Origin of the sequence: Cryobacterium sp. BB736 (assembly GCF_014980265.1) — a bacterium.
Lineage (GTDB): Bacteria > Actinomycetota > Actinomycetes > Actinomycetales > Microbacteriaceae > Terrimesophilobacter.
In genome coordinates, this window is sequence record NZ_JABXWQ010000001.1 from 505,852 (window position 1) to 525,425 (window position 19,574).

The window sequence follows — 19,574 nt, forward strand, 5'->3', positions numbered from 1 at the left end:
GCTCTGGTAGACCGTGATGTTGTTGAGGCTGAATGCTTCGTCGTTCAGGTCGCCGAGCCGTTGCAGCCGGATATCGCCCGCTTGGTCGCGGACGTCGGTCCAGCCGATCGGGACGCTAAATACCAGCGCGGGAGTGAACTGCGTCGTGCGGTACGTGCCCGGCTCGAGCGCCTGCCCGGTTCCGGTGACTGCGGAACGACCGACTTCGGCCAGTCCGCCGGCGGCGGGTTCCGGTGCTGATACTCGTTCGGTTGCAGCGGACGCGCATCCTGAAATCAGTGCAGCGATCGCCGAGACGATGAGCGCACTGTGAGCCCAGCTAGTATGCCGGGGTGGCACGGGGGTTCCGAATTCCGGCCCCCGCGGCCGTGGCCGCTTCGTTGTTGTGTTCATGAAGACCAGGTCCCCAGGCGCGGTATCCGCTCGGCTCGAGAGCGGTATGCGTTCGGTATGCAAGCCAACCTCGGCGATTGACTGCACCGATGAAGCGGTCGCACAATTCAGGTGTGAACATCACGGTCTTCGGACCGTTGAGGTTGGATGGTCCGGAACACCTCGGCCCGCGCGAACGAGTGGTGCTGAGCACGCTCCTGCTGTACCGCAACCAACCGGTTCGCACCGACACCATCGCCGATGCGTTGTGGTCGGATGCACCGCCTCTCACGTGGCGCAAGCAGTTGCAGGCGTCGGTGGTGCAGGTGCGTCGCGCGGTGGGTCCGGATCGTGTTGTGACGGTTGCAGACGGTTACCAGCTGCGCGCCGAGGTCGATGAGGTCGATGTTGACCGCTTCGACGAGCTGATCGCCCGAGCGCGGATGCATGCGAGCGCGAGTGAACCGGAATGCGCTGTGACGGCCGCGGAACGGGATGCGCGACAGAACGTCCGGCTGCGTCGGTTGCTGGTGGCGAGCGCCGCGCTCCTAGTAGTGGTACTCATCGCGGGCGGGCTCGCAGTATTCAATGCGGTGCGGTCCCAGCGGGCGGAGATGGAAGCGCAACTGTCGGCGGTGGTGAGCAGCTCGGAGTCGCTGCGGTCGTCCGATCGGGCGACCGCGGCCCTGCTGGCGGTGGAGGCGTATCGCAGGTGGCCGGATGACCCGAGGTCGCGCTCTGCGCTGCTTGGTACCTTCACATCGGCGCCGGGTTTCCTCGGCTACTCATATGTCGCCGGTGCCGACGATGTTTACGGAACGGTGCTTGACGACGGCGACCACGCGATCGTTCCCCTACCGGGTGGGGACTTCGCTCGAATCGAGTTGGCATCCGGAGAGATCGTCCAGCGATTCGACGGTCTCGCGAACGACGACAGACCGGTCCAGCAGCTGGCAGCAAGCGCAAACGGGGATATCGCAGTGGTGGCGTACCCAGCGCAGGTGCTCGAGCAGTGCGGCGAGTTCGCAGTTGTGTGCAGCGACATCCGGGTGCTGGACCTGCGGACCGGGGATTGGCGCAGTGTCACGCGCAAAGCCGACATAGAGAAAGGCGACCTAGCGGTCCACCCATCCGGCAGCACCGCTGCGTTCGTGCAAGAGTGGTCGGGACGGGTGAGGATCCTCCCGCTGGACCACGGGTCGCTTGAGCCGCTGGAGGTTCCGAGCGAACGGACAAGCTCGACCGCGCGAGGGGCATCCGGTTCTATCGCCTTCACGGATGATGGGCTGCTTGCGGTGGGCTCACCGGTCAGTCTCCGTCTCGTCGACCCCGACACGGCGGCGGTGCTGACGAGAATCCCGACTCCAACATTCACCGCCAACCAAGCCATCGCCACGGCCGACGACGGGGTCCTCGTCGCGTCCGGGTCGAAGGGGCTCATGCGCGTCGACGCGAAGACCGGTGAAGTTGTGTGGTCGGTCACTTTCGGGAGCAGGCTGCCGATACCGTGCCCGAGGCTCGCGGTATCCGTACCTGCTGGGGCGGTGTACTGCGGCACCTATTACGGAACCATCGAGGAGCGCCGACTGGAAGACGGTGGACTTACGGGCGTGCGATTCGACCCGCAGTTCGGCGACGTGGGCGAGTTGACGACACCGGCACGATGACCCTCTTCGACGGCGACACGGGCGAGCCGATCCACCCAACGGTGACCGGGCCGGTCGCGAGTGCGCTCGGCCCGGACGGAACCGTGTTCGGCGGAAGCGGCACACGGATCGTGAGGTACGACAAGGAGCTGCAACCTGTCAATGCGATCTCTGTCGCGCGCGTTGGGGTCGCGTCGCTGCAGCTCAGTGCCGACGGCTCGGTGCTCCTGTCGTCCTCAGCAGACCAGACGGTGTCGCTGTTCGACGCCGCAACGGGCACCCGGCTGGGCACGAGCATCACCGTGCACGCGCCGCTGATCACCCCCGGTTTCGTTCGCCCCGACGGAATGGAAGCTGCTGTCACCGGCAGGCACGGTGTGCTCCTGTGGGACCTCAACCCCAACCACCTGGCCGACTACGCGTGCACGCTCGCGGGCCGCAACCTCACCGCCGAGGAGTGGCGGACGCACCTCGCGGCGATCGGCGAGCGGCGGGAGACGTGCGAGGAGTTCAGCGACTGAGCTCGAGTGTTAGTGACGTTGTCACAGCCCAAACCACTTGGGCAGAACGTTCACCACCGGCGCCTTATCCCTGTCGCTGAACAGAGCCTCAACCTGCTGCCGTTTCGCGTGATCGCTTACGACGATCTGCTTTATTCGCAAAGTCGGCACGAATCCTCGGACCAGGAGCTCGGACTTCTCAAGAGGCCAGTCGCCATTCCCACCGGCGCGCTCTGACAAGAGCTGATGGAGCGCATCCGCGCTTGTGGCGAATAGTGCGTTGGGGCTCCCCGCATCACCGGAGGTGATGACGATGTCCGCGTTCCGCCGCAGCGTCTCGTAGTCGCTGACCAGGATCGCGAAGTCGGTCGCGACGGGTGTCACAGGTTCGGGATCCTCCGGCGGATCGACGATGGATCGCCAGAACTCTGAGCGTGGAGTCAACGCGAACGGCACATACTCATCGACGGTTGACGACGTGCCGTCCACTATGCGAGCGCGGGCAGTTCGCTGTTGCGGCGATGAGATGTCAACAGCTGGAAGCGCGGAACGATCTTCGCTACGCCACGAATGGAGCGCCTTGTCGCACGCGATCTGCGCAAGGTTGGCGATGGGTGTCGCGTGGAGTGCGATTTGCAGTCTGTAGTCGACACGGCGGTTGTGAAGGGCGATCTCGGTAGCGGTCCAGGTGCGCGGTCCTGTTGCCGCGTAACACTCGGAACACTTCGGCAGGCGGCGCGACAACGCATACTCCCGCGAGACGAGCACGTCGGGGTTCTGCAGCGTGCCTTGTTTCTGCTTGCCGCCGATAAGAAGGGAGCAATCATCCGTGGCGTGGAAGACGGATGCTCCGCTGTAGCTTGATAGCCACACTTCAGGCGGATCAGCGTCGCCAAACACGCACTTCATACAGGTGTCAACTTCGAGCGAGTGCGCGCAGAATCGCAGTTCGGTCGACGCTTGAGTGTTATTCCACATCGGAAGCGAGAATCACACACCTATGTTCGCCCCGCCATCCCGTGTTTGCGGGGCATGCATGTCGACTCGAAAGCGGCACTTCGCACCGTCGGCGAGCGGCGCGACACGTGCGAGTGGCTCGAGTCGGGTTAAGCGTGGTCCTAGTAATGGGGGCTGTGCCATGTCGGTGGATTGCACTAGCGTCGGATGAACCCGCGTGGAACTGATACATCGCTGCGTGACCGCTCCTTACTAAAGGGGTCGCAATGCACTGCCTGGTGCAGGCAGGTCGGATCAGGCCATGCCTGGCTTCGCGTCCCGACGCGAATACAGGAAGGGGCGGTCGCCTAGACGCCGCTCCGAGAAAGAGAAGGATCCCGATGGACTCAGGGGCTCGCATCACGACGCCGTGGTGGCCAGCAGCTGTATCTGCACTCTGCGCCATGGCCGCTGTGGTTCTTGCGGTTAACGATTTCATCGCGGCGGAGACATCTGTTCCGCTACTGGCCATCGGGTACACCGTCGGGGCAGTCCTGACGACCGTGTTCTCTTCGACCTACCGCGGGCTTCGCAACTCCCGCCGCAACCACCCTCGTTTCAAACCACAACCGACACTTGACATGCTCGCGCGTGCTTCGATGTGGGTGGGCGTCGTCGCTGGACTTGCAATCGCTTACCTTCTAGCGACGGAGCTCGCGAAGTGAGCGCCAGTCGGCAGAGCAACTGGACTCGAGTTCTTAGGGTTGCCACGGTCATTGGGCTTGGGGCCACCATCTCAATCGGATCGGCGGTTCCGGCGACCGGCGCCGAACTCAGTGAAACCGGTTCAGAAGCCTTTGCCGACATCGCGTCGTGCGCCGCCACTGGCGACCGTCTCTTAGCGGCAATCGTCGTTGACACTTCAGGAAGCCTGCGCCAGACCGACCCTCAGGACAGTCGCGTCGGCGCGATTCTTCAAGCCCTCGAATCTCTCGCTCAGCTGAACTCCTCATCGAGTAGCGCTTTAGACGTAGAGGCGAGCCTCGCGACCTTCTCCGACGTATATCGCACACACGTCGACTGGGGGTCGGTTGCAGATGCTCACTTGGCTAGCTTGCGGGACTTTGCCAATGGCCCACTACGCGGCATGGACAACGACGACTTCACTGACTACCGCGCTGCCCTCCGGGGGGCGCAGCAGTCGCTGAACGACCGGGCCGCCGCCCTGGACGGCACGAGCTGCAAGGTCCTGCTCTGGTTTACGGACGGAAAGCTCGATGTAGGAGCGGCCACAGAAACAGCACGGTCCGAACTCTGTACACCGCAGGGAATCGTGGATGGCGTGCGGGGCGACAAGATCTCAGTGGTCGCACTCACACTGTTCACCGCAGCTGGAAAAGGGTCGGTTGAGGAGGTTGACCGAGATCGGCTCCGGGCGATAGCGGAGGGCGAGTCGGGCGCGGAACGGTGCGGTACCTTACCGGTTCCGCCCTCTTCCGCTCGCGGCGCGAATCTCAATGCAGACGACGCGACTGGAATGCGAAGGTTGTTCGCCCAGGCGACGGCGATGATCGAAGGCGCAACCCCCGGGTTGTCCGCCCTCTGCCCTCAGGAATGCCCAGACGGGGAATTGCCCATTCCTGTGGACCCGGGCATCGGCGGCTTCCGGCTGATCCTTGAGCGTTCGCCGTCGGCGGCGGCGCCGAAGCTTCACGCTGCCGACGGCAGTAGCGCCACCCTGACTCCGGATACAAAATCGCTGGGCGGAGCCGACGTAGTGGTCTCCGACCTAGACGGCCTTCTGACTGCGGATGTCACGTTCGCTGATCCGGACATCGAGTCAGTGGAGTGGCGGCTGGCTGCAGATCCGGCGGGCACGACGGTGGTTGACCTGTATTACTTCTGGGGCGCGTCCCTCCTTATCGAGCCACCGTCTCACTTGTTCGTTGGGGAAACCAGCACCGTAAGTTTCCGGCTCATTCATTCGGACGGATCCGTTCTCGATCCAGCCATCTACGACTCATTTGACCTGCTCCTCTCCCTTGACGGAGTTCAGAGAACCGCGCGACCCAGCTCCGGCGGTAGCTGGTCCCTGGACATTGACCTTCCGACGACTGAGGCGACGCCAACGGTGCAGATCGAGGCAACGGCTCGCGCGTATACCTCTCCGAATCGGCTGAGCCTCGGCCCCCTGACGGCGAGCATGGAGCTCGCAACGTCGCTTCCTCCCTCTTTTCCGACGGTTAGCCCGTCGCGGCTCACTCTCCCAACTATCGTGGGCGAGGACGCGGTCGTCGGCACTCTGACGATCGCCGGCAGCGAGCGCGGGGCCACGCGCGCGTGCTTCAACGAATCAGCGATCAACTCCCCTGAGTCGGCGGGTACGGCGACATTCACGTCGGCGCTCGACTGCATCGATGTGCCACAGGGCGAGACAGTCATGGTCGAGTTCAACCTCAGCACCGAGCGTCCAGCCGACGGGCGCATCGATGGGGTGCTCCCGATCACTCTCGAGGCCGTCGACGCAAGTGACACCGTCACGTTGAACGTTCCGTTCAGCACGACGATGGTGCGACCTGTCAATGAACCCCTTCGGTTGCTCTTCACCGCTTTGTTCGTTGTGCTTGCGCTCGCCGTTGTGTGGCTGACAGCCGAGGCTGCCCGTCGAATGAGCGACAAATTCATACTCGGTTTGGATGCGCGGGTGGCCTCAATCGAGGCCGTCGCCACGCCTGCCGGACTCCGTCGGTCTGACGGTCGCGGTGGGTCGCTACTGGACGCTGCATTCGACTTCCAGCCAGTCGGAATGGATAAGCGCAGACGCTTGAGCTCCTTCTCGGCGGGCGGCTTGGACTTCCGGAGAAGCTTTCCCCTTAACCCTTTGCAGCCTGGCAAGGGCTGGGTCAAGGACCCTGGCGGCAAGATCGTTGTGTCGCCCGGAGCGCGCGACATGGTTCTCAATCCGGATGGCACAAGGGCACCGGTGGAATTCCCCGGCACCTTGGGGGCCCTCTTCATTGCCGACCCTCGTTCTGGCGACGCAAATGACGCAACCGAGGCGCGCGGGCGACTCGTAATGGTCATTGACTCCCCCGACGGCGTTGCTTCCGTGTTAGAAGAACGAATCGATGAGATTCAGCGCGTCAACTGGGAGGACGTCATCGAGAAACTCCGAGTCATCCGATCGGTCCGAGCTGATCAAGCGGCGAAAGCAGTGAGCTCACCGAAAGCGTCAAGGAAGCCGTCCCCCAAAGGGACCCGGAGCGTTCACGTCGAGAGTTCGGAGTCGATGGTATCCGGTCCGCCGCCCACTGCCTGGGACGATTCCGCAACTGCCCCGACCTCATTCGCCGGGTCCCAATCACATTCGCCAACGCGGGAGAAGAGTGGTGCCGACAAGCCACCTCTCGCCACTCGCACCGAGCCTTCGACCAATCAAGGAACCGACGCGCCACCGCCGTCGCCCACAAAGTTCTGGGATGACTAGTCCCAATCATTAACAAGCAAAGGAACAATCATGCTTCGTCCCTTCCTCCTCGTCGGCGTCGGCGGGTCTGGCGGCAAGACATTGCGCGTGATCCGAGAGGACCTGCTCCGTCGACTTCAGCAGGCCGGCTGGGAGGGCGGGATGCCCAAGGCATGGCAGTTCGTGCACATCGATGTGCCGACGGTCGCTGATGGCAATGACCCTGACCTGCCTGGCCAGCTACCGGAGAACGAGTATCAAGGGATGGTCGGGACGGGCATCGACTTCCGGACGATTGACTCGGCGCTGGTCCGGTCAGGTGGTACGCACATTCGGGACGCTGTCGCCGGCTGGCGACCCGATCCAAATCGCGTGAATATCCCAGCATCGAGGGGCGCCGGCCAGTTCCGAGCTCTGGGTCGCGTGATCACCCTCGCCAGCCTCAATCGCGTGCATGATGCGCTGCAGCGTGCCAGACGGCAGTTGACTGGGGCCGAAGTCATCGGCGAACTCCAGGCGATAACACGCCAGCTCGGAAGCACGCCAAACACGGTCCCGGACGAGCCTGTGGTGATTGTGATCTCTTCCATTGCCGGTGGAACTGGTTCGGGCGCAGTCATCGATGTCTGCGACGCCATTCGAGCACTCGGCGACAAATGGGCGAACGAGATAGTTGGCCTCCTTTACGCACCTGATGTGTTCGATTACCTCCCTGCGGAAGCCCGGAGAGGCGTTCGACCGAACTCGCTGGCAGCGATCACCGAGATTCTCAGCGGGTATTGGAACGAGGAAGGCGCAACTGAGGGGACCGAGCAGCTCTTCTCGAAGTACGGGGTACAACTCGCCTCCGCGCGGCGGCTTGGCCCGCGATACCCATTCTTGGTAGGCGCACGCAATGAGAACGTCACCTATCAAACGCAGAACGACATATATCTCGCCATGGGTCGCTCGGTAGCGTCGTGGGTGTCCAGCCGGAAGCTTCAGGACGGAATGTCGGCGTATACCCAAGCTCAATGGGCGAGCACCGCCGTGACGGTGCCTGATCGGTTGCCATTGCACATTAAGGGTAGCGAGACGCCATTCGTCGCGCTTGGGTCAGCTCGAGTCGGGCTCGGCAGGGATCGTTTCCGCGACTATGCGTCGGAGCATCTCGCCCGGTCGGTCATGGAGCGTTTCCTACGCCGACACGAGGAGCTTCGGCCCAGAGGCGACGACCGAACGGAACGCCAGCTTGTGCAGGACACAGCTGAAGCGGTGTTTCCTGGCTTCCTCGTGGCGTCAGGTCTTGATGAGCGCGGTGAAGACCGCAACCAGATCGTCGAAGCTCTTCGGCCAGAGGGCCTACAGAACGACCTCAAGACCGTCTTCAATGAAACGCTCCAAAAGATCAGCGAGACGATCCCGGAAAAGGGACTAAAGGCGGCAGATGTTCGACGTAGCATCCGCAACCTGGTTACTGACCGACGTTCGAGCTTTCAATCAGTCCAGCTTGCTTCCCGTGTTGACACAGCGCGAAAGTGGGTCGGTGATATCCAGGACCGGTTGACCACACTTACCGCGCAGTCCGTCTCACGAAACGGTGCCCCTGTCACAATCGAGCTCCTGCGTAAACTCGGCACTGAGATCAAACAAGTCCGCGAAGAGCTTGTATCGGAAGCTGCAACTCACCGGCGCTGGGCATCGGACATCGACCACATGGTGCGCATCGAACTCGACGACGCCGACACCGCGGTGATCCTTCGCACGACTGACAGGCTGAAGGCGGCGGTCCGGCGTGCGGTTGAAACCCTCTCGCAGGAGCAGGAAGCGGAGATCCGCGACATGGCGACTGACCTGATTCCTGACCTCGCCGCAAATGTTCTCGATCCGCTGATTGATGCGCTCCAACATGGATACGAGTCACTTGCAAGTGACTCAGCCGGAGGCAACAACGCCAACCGATCGAAAACGGCCGCATGGCCGGTGGGCGAAGACATCCCGGCGCGACTCCGCCCCGCACCTAATGAATTTCTGCTTGAAGCTTCAGACGACTACCCACGCATCCTGAAAGATCTCGTACAGCGAACCGTAGGTGTGGAGGGCCCAAGAGACGCCAGGATTCAGGCAGAACTCCAAATCATGCTCGGAACCGACGACGTCGAACGAACCCCTCAATCGTTGATCACGAGAGAGTCCAGTTGGGTTCCTCGAAATCACAACCTCCACCCCGCCGTCACCTCGGCGCCCACCAGGGCTCTGTTCCGGGTAGCTGCGGACCCGGATGATCTGCTGGAAAGGTCAAGTGACTGGTTGCTTCACGAGGGAACCGCGGTTGGGAAGTATCTGGCCGAAGGGCTCCGCGAGTTCCTCGACCCTGAAACAGTCGGGCCGGCTGATCTCGGCAAACGCCTGCAAGTCTTTGAGGGGCAACTGATCGCAGCGCTCAACGCCGGCGCGCCTCTGGTTCGCATCAACCCGGCGGTGCTCGTCCAAGTACACGATCGACACGAGGTTCGGCACACCGTCTCCTTCAGCGAGGTTCCATTACCCGACAAGTCTCAGGGGCGTGAAGCGTTCAAGAAGGTTCTCAGTGCGCGCGGCCAGTGGAGCGATGGCGTTGCGAAGGCGTTCAGCGACAACAATGGCGGATTCATCGACATCTTCACTGTTCTCAGTGAGCCGTACGAACCCGTTGTGTTCGACAGTCTGATGGGCCCGATCGCCAGCGAATGGGGCGCACTCAGCAAGACAAGCGATCAGCGCTCCGAGTTCTGGCGGTGGCGGCGCGGGCGACCTCTTACCGAAGCGCTGCCTTTCTCACCGTCCATCTTGAACGCCATGGTGCGGGGCTGGTTCACCGCCGGACTCTTGGATCAGCTCCAAGTTGACGACACGTCCGGAGCGAGCGTCTTCGTGCCGGCCGAGGTCGGTCAGGGTGGCGACTTCCTGGCATTCCCATGGCCGACCTTGACGACGGTAAAAGCGATGGGACCGGACATGCTACCTGCGGTCCTTGAGTCAATCAGCCTGGCAATGCTCGATGTGAACTCATCCGAGAGCTTGGCTCCGATGCGTCCCTACCAGCGGCTCCTCGCCCTTGGCGCGGGTGGCACAGATGAGCTTCCAGTTGAGCTCGAGCGGTGGATCCTCGAGGGTTCGAGCGTGGCAGGAACGGGCTCGCAGGTCGACTGGGAAGTGCGAAAGGCTGCCGCGGAACAACGTCTGGAAGAACTCCAACAGCGCTTCGAGGGCTATTTTCAACAGGCCGAGAAGCAGACAGACCTTCTCGACCTCCCCGGTTCGTACGAGTTGCGCGGTGTAATTCGCGCTGCTCTGGGCGATCTGCTGCGTGCCGTCCGATCTTCGCAGCCGGCCTCGGCCGTGGGCGGGTTCTTCTAGTCATGTCCACGTTGACCGCATTCATCGTCGGAAACGGGGAGACCGCTGCCGATGTGAAGGCGCTCGTTGAGTCGTGGACTCGCGCCGGCATCCTGAAGCCATCACTGTGGGTAACGCCACAACTCGTCGTAGAGAACCCGTTGGGTCCTCCAAGCGTCGGCGCGCTATTTGTTCACGAGCATGGATCAGACTCTGTCGACCTGTTCGAGCACATCGGGCGGTTCAGGCTTGACTTGGTACGGCTAGTTGCCGCGCACCTTGTCCTCCTCAACAGCGAGCCCGACCTCGAACTGGCCAACGCGGCCAACGTAGTTTCCTCTGCGATAGAGGCCGCGCTCCCCCGACGAGTGGATGCCGCAACAGCAGAGGGCAGCAGGCTGCATCGTTCACTCGTGGTCTTGCCCGTGAGTGGAGCGAACAGCGCGAGCGCGGACATCCTCAAACCCCGGTGGGAGGTCAACGCAGTGATTTCCCCCGAGGATCGTCCAGACCTCGACCGAGCAAGCATTTTCGTGAGAGAGCCGGGCAATTTCGCCGGCCATGCAGCGTCCGCCCTAGCCGCGATAGGCGGCGTCTTTCGTGGGGTGGATGTCGGCGTTCTTGATGAGCTTGGAACGGACTCCACAACAGGCGATCGGGACGTTGTGGTGGCGCGAGTATCGATCCGATCTATCGTCGGTGAGGACCTGCTCGACAAGGTCGCCGCGGACGTCTTAGCTACTGGTTCACTCGACGCGCCGGAGCCCTCCGAGTACCTGTCGTGGGCGCGACCGGCGACGGAGTCCGAGCTGCTGGTCTCATCGGCGGCAGACGCAATCCTCCACACAGATGACTGGGTCGCCTCCGTCCCGCCCGCTTCTTCATCCATTCGCACACGTCATCAGAGCTTCGGCGCCGCCCTGCGAACGGCGGCTCTATTCAACCTGCGGACGGTTGGCGCAGTCGTGTCCTGGGTGCTCACCAAGGGTCGTGCCCGCGTAGAGAAGAGGGCGACGGATGTAATTGTGGGCGCCAATGCCGGAACCCTAGTGACGTTGGGGCCACGGCCGATATCGGAGATCGCGCGCGTCTCGGCCGACCTGTTGGAACGAGAGCGAAACCGAATCGACGACGAGATGCGGCTGCAGTCAAGCCGCGTGCGTGCACCACAGCCGTCAACCTGGCAGTCGTTGCGCAAGCTGTGTTTCGGATTGGCTGACGGCGGTGAACTGGGCGATTTTCCGGAGCCGCGGCAGGCAGGCAAGCGGGAACTGCTCTCGCCGACGATGATCGTCCCCAAGCCAGGCGAGACTTGGTCGGATGCGGAAGGCCGCAAGGTTTCAGCTGAAGACTCCCGCGCCATGCATGCCCATCGAAGGCTGCTGGCCGCGGAGCTCAGCGAAGCCAAACACGGTTGGGACGCCGCCGCGACCGAACTCCGGAAGGCACAGGAGGAGCGCGAGCAGAATCCTCCACCGAAGGAGACGAAGGCTGCCTACTGGCCCAGCGACAAAGACCTCAAGAATCTCAAAGCTGCTGCCCTTAAGGCCGAGTCCGCGTACAAGCAGACGAAGAGCCACGTGGACGCGTACAACGCTTGGTTTGAACTTCAAGCGCGAACAATTCTTTGGAAGGTCGGCGACAACGTCGCGCGACGCATAGATGAGCTCCAGTCCACTCTGGACGAAATCTCCAAACGAAAGAGTGACCAAGTACCGCCTGCCCAACGCCTTCACACCGCGCAACGGGCCCTGTTGGCCTGGTGGGGATGGACCCTCGGGCTAGCGTTATTGGCAGTTGGAGTCTTTGCATACCTGACATGGGGCGCCTTGCCCGATGAGTGGGAAGACCTCCTCCGGATCACGGGCGAGACATTCCTTTATGCGGTGGCCTCAATCGGCGTGATCACGGTTGTGGTTATCGCACTCGCGAACCACGGCTTCTACAAGGAAGTACGACGTTACGAGTGGCAGGTAGAAATCCTGCTTGACCAAATGGCGAAAGACAAGACGCGATTCGTGCACGCCGGCCAAGAAAAGGCGAGGCTCGAACTTCTTTACGAAGTCCTGATGGAGTGGGCCCGGATCATTGGTCACACGCTGTACGAGCCCTGGGCGCGGTTTAAGCACGACTACGAGCCGTTGCCCGACAACGTCATTCAGGCTTTGCCGGCGGCCGCTGGGCTTGCACAGCAGCCAGGTGGGACCGATTCAGTCGACCAAGCTGTTCGCACGAGCGCATACAACGTCGTCTACCAACGCGGTTGGTCGAGCCGCAACTTCGAGGCGGCGTATGAAGCGTGGAGTGGCACCTCCAGCAGGTCTGCGAGCGAAGGCTACCGTGCCACGGATCTCGACACCCACGCCGGCGCGGTCAGCCCGCGCAAACTCCTGCTGCGGTATTGGGAGTCAGATGCTCCCCGGGAGCACCTCTCACGTCTAGCTCGCGCCAATCTCGAGAATGCCTTCCGAGACGGGACACTGGAGTTGCCATCCCGGGTCGTCTCCCGGGTTGGCAAGTACGGAGACGGAAAGGTCTTCCCCGAGCGTGACTTCTTCGAGGCGATGGCCACAGAGAGCACAACGTTCGGGATCGAGCTGTTCACCGCAACCGGCCGTCAGGCAAGGAACCACTATGTCGATCGCTCGATCGCTTGGCTCCCCGAGATGGCGAGAGGTAGCGCACGCAATGATGCCGTCACGGTGAGGACATGCTCGGGATCCACCGCCATCCGGGTCGATATCTCGAGAAGGATCCATGCCGGCGAGCTGACGACTTTCACCCGCCACGACCTCAGCGATCCGTCGACAACGCAGGCTGACGATGTCGTCCCGAACGACGAAGTGGCCTCCGAGTCCTGGTTCTAGAAGCAATGTGTATCGGCAGGGCGAGAGAACTGGCGTGAGCGAAGACTCCCGTAGGGGCTCGTCCCTCCACTGGTCGGATGGCCTCCCGGAGGAGGGTGAACGATTACGCCATGACCAGCCGTCCCCACCGGAATCGTGGTGGGCATCGGATGACGCACCAGCCGATTCGGGCGGTCGCCGACTGGGTATCGGTTCGCGCTGGTTGCGTCCCGCGCTTATCGGCACCGTCTCGGTCGCCGTCCTTATCGCCGTGACGTCATGGGCGTTGGCCGCTACGTCAGCGAACAGGTTCGAGTCACCCCCGCTGCAGCTTCTTTGGCCGACGCAGGATGCCGTTACCCCACAGTCACCGCCGGAAGCGACAACACCCTCTGAACCACCTGAGCCCGAAGAGCCAGACTTCATTTCGGCGCGGGAACTGCTCGAGACGCTGGACGTGAAGGGTCGCGCTCCGCGAACGGGCTATGACAGGGTGGCGTTGTTCGGGCAATCGTGGCTTGACCTTGACGGCGACGGATGCAGCACGCGTGAGGAAATGCTCAAGCGCGACCTAGTGGACGTCGTGATGCGAGACTCTTGCATCGTTCAGTCGGGGACGCTGCTTGATCCGTTCACCGGTCAAACCATCGAATTCGTTCGCGGCCCCGATACATCCTTCCTGGTGCAAATCGATCACGTGGTCGCGCTTTCAAACGCGTGGCAAACCGGTGCCCAGCAGTTGTCAGCGGAACAGCGGGTGCAGTTCGCTAACGACCCACTCAACTTGCTGGCCGTTGACGGCGAAGTCAATCAGCAGAAGAGCGACAGCGATGCTGCCACGTGGCTTCCTCCCGCGAAGTCGTTCCGCTGCGAATATGTAGCGCGCCAGGTATCAGTGAAGGCGAAGTATGGGCTGTGGGTGACCCCTCCCGAGCACGAGGCGATGGCGCGAATACTCGACGGCTGCTTGGGCGAACCGGCACTTCCTGACTGACCGAAACCCTTGAACGCGGCCGCGCCCGGGTTTGAAGGAGGCTATGCCAAAGCGTTGATGCCTCGATGCTGAAACCAGTGCCGAGTAAGCCACTGACTGTGACCGGCCGTCACCGGAACGCAAAGACGCCGACCGTGCAACCGCCCGTACTCCGCATAGCGTCGTAGTTCCGGATGGATGTCAATCGAGCTCGAATCTGGGTGAACACAAATGTAGCCAAGGTCGAACAGGCGGTGTAGATCGCGCCGAATCAACAGGCCCGAGTCGGGATGGTGTTTTCCCTCGGCGGCATAACTGTATAAATGGGCCGCCTCTAACGCGGAATCAGGCGCCTCACCGGTGAAGGCACATACGTTCCCAAATCGCTCGAGAAGTGCCGCACGAAAGGCGGGTTGTCCGAGACGGACGCGCACAGTCGCAAGCGCATGTCCATGTGCAAGGTCGTGACTTATGACTCGAAGCACCGCCCAATCCTGAGACGGCGCAAGCCGTGCAAAGCGTGTGTTAACAGCTGCCATGTCCAATTCGCGAATGCTTAACTGAGATTTCGGAGACTGGCAGAGCATCCGAAGATCGCGACCGCTGAGGATCCCCTTGAGATCGATCCACCCTGCGCCATAGCGGGCCCTATACGAAACCACTTCCTTAGTGTCTGATTTCGGGCTGTCGAACTCGTGTTTACACTTGTGACATCGGTACCTCGGACGGAGCGACTTGCGCGGCTTGAACGACGAGTGTTCGCATGCGGGGCAAACATAAACTGTCTTGGAAACGTGCTTGGTATCGATCCTCTGAATGACCGAGATCCCAAGTAACTGCCTCTTGTCCCAAAGCATGATGAAGTCGCCCGTCGCCACATGCGCGTGATTTGCAACGGTGCTGTCCCAGCTGTAATGAGCGCCAGATACGTCGTCATAGCCGTCGTTGCCGCCGTGAGCACGAGCAGACCCCGCTGCCAGCACTAACCACCCTCGCGACTTTGGAACGACCCAATCGCCGATCGTGAAATGACGGTCCACTCGACCATCAGTACCGCGTGTTCCGTCCACCCGGTGGCCCCAGTGCTAGGGCCACTCCTCGACTGGAGCGCAGTTAGTCGGTACGAACGACTACCGAGATAGCGTCCGCAACTGTCGCTGGCATCTCATGCGCCCAAAACCGCATGACCATCCATCCCTCAGCTTCTAGAGCCGCGGTCGTTGACGCGTCACGCAATCGGTTCTGATTTATCTTGGTTCGCCAGTATGAATCGTTCACGCGCGGCTCACGATAGTGGGCCGGACACCCGTGCCAGAAGCAGCCGTCGATGAAGACGGCGACCCTCTGCCGCGTAAAGACAATGTCAGCGGTGCGTCGTAAGTTTGGCTGCGGTCGCAAGTTCACCCGATAGCGCAACCCGCGCGCGTGCAGCAAACGGCGAACTGCGAGCTCGGGGGTTGTGTCTCGACTCTTGACACTCTGCATGATCCGACGCCGGCCCGGCGATGATGCCCAGGACATGGCATGACGATAGCAACCTGTTCTGTCAGGCTCGGTCGCGCGAACCGTGACTGGTATGCCGCGAATATACTCAGACCGCTAGTACCACTTGGGAGGCTTCTTGTTCCGCTATGTTGACTTGTTTTCCGGGTGCGGCGGACTCTCCCTTGGACTCGAGCGTGCCGGTGGGACAGGCGTGTTTGCGGTAGAAAAATCCGAGATGGCTGCGCAAACGTATTTCGCGAACTTCATTAGTCCCGGACATAGCGAAATTGAGTGGAACAGCCACCTTGCATTGCCGCTGGAGGAGCAGGCTCTGCGCGGTCTGGCAGTGGGCGAACTTCGTCAGGTTCTTGAGAATGAAGACCTAGTCCTTCACGATGATTTGGCGGACGTCGTAGTCGGGGGGCCACCATGTCAAGGATTCTCGCTCGCCGGCAGGCGCGACCCAGATGATACGAGAAACACCTTGCCCTGGGAGTTTTTGGATTTTGTTGGGAGAACGAGCCCAAGGGCAGTAGTAATCGAAAACGTAGTGGGCATGTCCCACCGGTTCGAGAAAGACGAGCATTCTCCATTCCGGCAACTTCAGCTCGCGCTCGAGGCGACGGGCGAAGGGTACGAAGTTCAGGGCGTCGCGGTCAACGCCAAGCATTACGGCGCGCCCCAACACCGCCCCCGACTCATGATCATCGGACTGCGCAGCGACGTCGCGAAGAGTCACGGGATTCGCTCAACCGGGACGCTGTGGCGCTCCAAATACGTTGACGAACTTGATAGCGATCCTCCTGCGCTGGCGCCAAGGCCGACACTAACCCGGGGAGAGGAGAGGACCGTCGAACACGCGATTGCGGATCTCCTTCTGGGCACAACACGCACAGCAATCCGGAGCGCATACGCCCAAGAATTGGGAAGCGCCGCTGACTGGAACCTTCCCGCCCGCGTCACGGAAGGGCTGAATAACCATGTGCGTCGGCGCCACAGTGATCGAGTCATCGAGCGATTCAAGCTGTATCAGTGGTTGGCCTCTGAGGGTCTGTCTCACCGAATAATCAGGGATCTGAACTTCGGCGACGTCCAACGAAGGTCCAAGGCTGCGGCCGAATTACGCAGCGTTGAGTTTCCAGCAAGGGCCCCGGATGAAACCGTGCTCGCGCAGACCTTTACCGAAATGCTCCGGCTAATTGAGTCGCTTGCAACGCGCAAGCACTCTCAAAAGGCCCTGCGATGGGACGAGCCCGCCCGCACTGTTGTCACTCTTCCCGACGACTATGTTCACCCGTCCGAACCTCGCATCTTTACGGTCAGGGAACTCGCTCGATTCCAAGGATTTCCAGACGACTTCGTGTTCAAGGCACGCGAGACAACCGGCGCGCATCGGCGCCGCGTGGACGTTCCGCAATACTCTCAAGTGGGCAATGCCGTGTCGCCACTTCTGGGACTGGCAGTGGGAGAGATGCTCGATAGTCTGCTAAGTGCGAGTCCGTCGCTTGAGCAGTTAGAGCAAGCGATTGCCTAATTGGTCTAGGAGCGTTGTCGGTGTCGGATGAGTCTGTCGAAGGTCGCCAGAGACCGGAAGGTCCTTCTGAAACGGGCGCGGTGCTTCGGCCGACCGACACCGGACTTCGAAAATGCATCATCGATGCCAATCGCGACTTCCGCGCTTTCTTACGCGCTCAAGGGATTCACGATTACGACTCGCAAGGGCGCGGACGCGAGCACCGGGTTACCCTCCCGGCCGTCCTCATCTTTCCGGATGGCTCCACCATCGAGTCCGTCGCTAGCCTCTCCCGGCCACAAAGTGGGAATGGGGATCCCCGAATTTGGTTCAAGCACTTGCCAATACTTTGTGAGGCCGGCGACGAGATCTCAATCTCATGGTCCGGCGCGTTTGAAGTACGGAATATCTCGGAGTCTCACATGAACCAACCTGCCTCTTCGCCTTCAATCGAAACCAGCGGCGGTGACATTTGGAAGGAGATGTCGCGACTATGGGAGCGAGCAACCGGTGGCGGTGAAGTTGCGGCGCGACCCACTGACGACGTTTCCAGCTGGCCCGCGGCGCCAACGACTGCGGGTGTTCAGGAAGCCGTTGATTGGCTCAAGAGCGACTCGCCCGTTCCGCGCCTGCTCTTCCTCGTAGGTGGCCCGGGCGCAGGCAAGTCCTATGCCGCTGCAATGGCAGCCCGGGGACTCGATCCGCTTGACGAACCAGACCCGACGCTCGCGGAGCGCAAGTACCGCTTCGGATTCGGCGACCGCGAGCTTGTGATCATCAATGACGCGACCATTACGAGCGAAGATGAGACGCCGACCGCTCTCGCCCGAGACATTGATGACGCGATTTCCGCGGGTTCGCTGCTTCTTGCGTGCGTCAACCGCGGCGTATTAGTCGAGGAGCGCAGTGCAAGTAGAGACGACGGTTTGGGCGGGTTCGGATCACAAGTCGTGAATTGGCTCCATGACTCCCATGCCTACTTCAGAGGTATTGACGTCGACTCTGATGACGGTCCCGTCCTAACCGACGGAGTCGACGAGGCCTACCTTCGCACGGCGACGCTTATGGACGGAGATGTTACTCACGCCGAAGCTGCGGCAGTCTTCGTCGATGCGTGCTCGTTATTAGAGGCCCGTCCGCAGGTCAATGTGGTTGAGGGACGCTTGACCCCACTTCAATACCGCGTAAGAGAGCTGACGAAGCGTGATGCGCTCCTGGATGCCGTCATGTCGTCCAGTGATCTGTTCACCAAGGTAATTGATCGAATTGCACAGCATGCTTGGCCGACGAATGAAGGGGCCGCGTTCCTCGACCCCTTTGCAGCGAACCTCGCCTCGCTGAGTCAGCACGAGGTACGACGCGGCGTTCTAACAACGTTACGAGCCTCCGAGATTGTGGCCGGGACGCGCTTAACCTTCCGAGACTTGTGGGGCGCAATTGCACGTTCCGTCGTGGGTGACGCTCCCGAACGATTTGCTTCTACCAATCCCCTCACGATTCTTCTCGAAATGCAGCCGACGTCAACCGAGCCAGTGGCCCGACTTCGTGAACTCCAGCGGCTGGCCGCCTACCGCTTCTCACAAAGCGTGTTCGGAGTCGGTGCCGACGACCTGAGTCTCCCCGACGATGCGCTGTCCAATCCAGTTACTCGATTTACAAGCGCAATCGACCCAGTGCGGGACGCTTTGCCCGGCACCCTAAAACCCAACTCGGCGGAATCTGGGTGGGCAACTCCTATCGTCGAGGCATTCTCGGGGTCGTCGTCCTCCGATTCCCCACTTGATACGCTTCGCCGTTCGCTTGATGATTCAGATCCCTTTTTCAGCGCGGTAACCGAATTCGACGACGCTATCGACGACGCATTTGTCAGCGCCATGCGGGTTGAGCGGCTCGTGGACCGTGATCGGATGTCGTTAATCGCCTGGTACGGCCGTTACCTCACACGTCTCTATGCCATAAGCAACGGAATCCCTGCCTTTAGATCTGAGATCCAGGCGTGGACGAGCGCGTGGCGAATGTCCCCGTCCTTGCCTGATGGCCTAGAAAGCAAATTGCGAACACTCCTTAGACCAAGCAACATTCCTGGGTCGCTAACTGGTAATTCGTTGATTCCCGTGCTGGACAGCCGGACGTCGCCGTTGATCGGCGAGGCGCCGGTCGCGAAGTTGGCACTCGAGTCGACTACCTACTCGCTGTCGACGTCTAGAAACGGTGACCAACTGTTCCTTGAAGTGATGGAGCAAGGCATGGCGTCACCCAAGATCCTCCTCGACTTCGCGCTCATACGACAGGCAATGAGCTGTGGCGCCGGCTGGATAGGAATTACAGAGGTTTCCGACGACACATCCCCGAGACTTGAGCGCTTTCGGTCTGCCCGGCTTTTGCCAGGTGCTCTCGGCAACAGCCCAACGTATGTCGTCGCGCAGGGAAGCACTCAACAGCGCGTTCAGGTAGGCGGGCCGGGTAAATGACGTCCGCTA

At 61.4% G+C, this 19,574-nt stretch carries 11 protein-coding genes; 8 read left to right on the forward strand and 3 right to left on the reverse strand.

Annotated features, from left to right (window positions below):
* The first annotated feature begins 506 nt into the window (after positions 1-506).
* Positions 507-2,039 carry a hypothetical protein gene (locus IRG63_RS02400; RefSeq protein ID WP_193509110.1) on the forward strand — a complete coding sequence of 511 codons (1,533 nt, stop codon included), beginning with the start codon at positions 507-509 and terminating at the stop codon, positions 2,037-2,039.
* The gene (locus IRG63_RS02405) at positions 2,036-2,539 is read left to right on the forward strand and encodes a WD40 repeat domain-containing protein (RefSeq protein ID WP_193509111.1); all 504 of its coding nucleotides are present in this window, start codon (positions 2,036-2,038) and stop codon (positions 2,537-2,539) included. The genes IRG63_RS02400 and IRG63_RS02405 overlap by 4 nt, the downstream gene beginning before the upstream one ends.
* 21 nt (positions 2,540-2,560) lie before the next feature.
* On the opposite strand, the gene IRG63_RS02410 is transcribed toward IRG63_RS02405, so the two are convergent.
* Positions 2,561-3,496, reverse strand: a complete 936-nt coding sequence (locus tag IRG63_RS02410) for a DarT ssDNA thymidine ADP-ribosyltransferase family protein (protein ID WP_193509112.1) — start codon at positions 3,494-3,496, stop codon at positions 2,561-2,563.
* A 679-nt stretch (positions 3,497-4,175) separates the two neighbouring features.
* Here IRG63_RS02410 and IRG63_RS02415 point away from each other — a divergent pair.
* From IRG63_RS02415 to IRG63_RS14000, 4 genes are read left to right on the forward strand one after another with little or no spacing between them, the layout of a single operon-like run.
* Positions 4,176-6,941: a VWA domain-containing protein gene (locus IRG63_RS02415; RefSeq protein ID WP_193509113.1), complete on the forward strand. Its 2,766-nt coding sequence runs from the start codon at positions 4,176-4,178 to the stop codon at positions 6,939-6,941.
* Between the two features lie 30 nt (positions 6,942-6,971).
* Positions 6,972-10,298, forward strand: coding sequence for a tubulin-like doman-containing protein (locus tag IRG63_RS02420; protein WP_193509114.1), 3,327 nt, complete (start codon positions 6,972-6,974; stop codon positions 10,296-10,298).
* Between the two features lie 11 nt (positions 10,299-10,309).
* Positions 10,310-13,144 carry a hypothetical protein gene (locus IRG63_RS02425; RefSeq protein ID WP_193509115.1) on the forward strand — a complete coding sequence of 945 codons (2,835 nt, stop codon included), beginning with the start codon at positions 10,310-10,312 and terminating at the stop codon, positions 13,142-13,144.
* A 34-nt stretch (positions 13,145-13,178) separates the two neighbouring features.
* Positions 13,179-14,117: an HNH endonuclease family protein gene (locus tag IRG63_RS14000; RefSeq protein WP_370566157.1), complete on the forward strand. Its 939-nt coding sequence runs from the start codon at positions 13,179-13,181 to the stop codon at positions 14,115-14,117.
* Between the two features lie 41 nt (positions 14,118-14,158).
* Here IRG63_RS14000 and IRG63_RS14005 read toward each other — a convergent pair whose 3' ends face one another.
* Both IRG63_RS14005 and IRG63_RS02440 read right to left on the reverse strand, forming a co-directional pair.
* Positions 14,159-14,953, reverse strand: coding sequence for an HNH endonuclease signature motif containing protein (locus tag IRG63_RS14005; protein WP_193509549.1), 795 nt, complete (start codon positions 14,951-14,953; stop codon positions 14,159-14,161).
* Positions 14,954-15,209: 256 nt separating this feature from the next.
* Positions 15,210-15,617 carry a very short patch repair endonuclease gene (locus IRG63_RS02440; RefSeq protein ID WP_193509117.1) on the reverse strand — a complete coding sequence of 136 codons (408 nt, stop codon included), beginning with the start codon at positions 15,615-15,617 and terminating at the stop codon, positions 15,210-15,212.
* Between the two features lie 100 nt (positions 15,618-15,717).
* On the opposite strand from IRG63_RS02440, the gene IRG63_RS02445 reads away from it, so the two are divergent.
* Both IRG63_RS02445 and IRG63_RS02450 read left to right on the forward strand, forming a co-directional pair.
* On the forward strand, positions 15,718-17,115 hold the full coding sequence (locus IRG63_RS02445) for a DNA cytosine methyltransferase (protein WP_193509118.1): 1,398 nt from the start codon (positions 15,718-15,720) through the stop codon (positions 17,113-17,115).
* A gap of 401 nt (positions 17,116-17,516) precedes the next feature.
* On the forward strand, positions 17,517-19,565 hold the full coding sequence (locus IRG63_RS02450; RefSeq protein WP_193509119.1) for a hypothetical protein: 2,049 nt from the start codon (positions 17,517-17,519) through the stop codon (positions 19,563-19,565).
* Positions 19,566-19,574 lie beyond the last annotated feature (9 nt).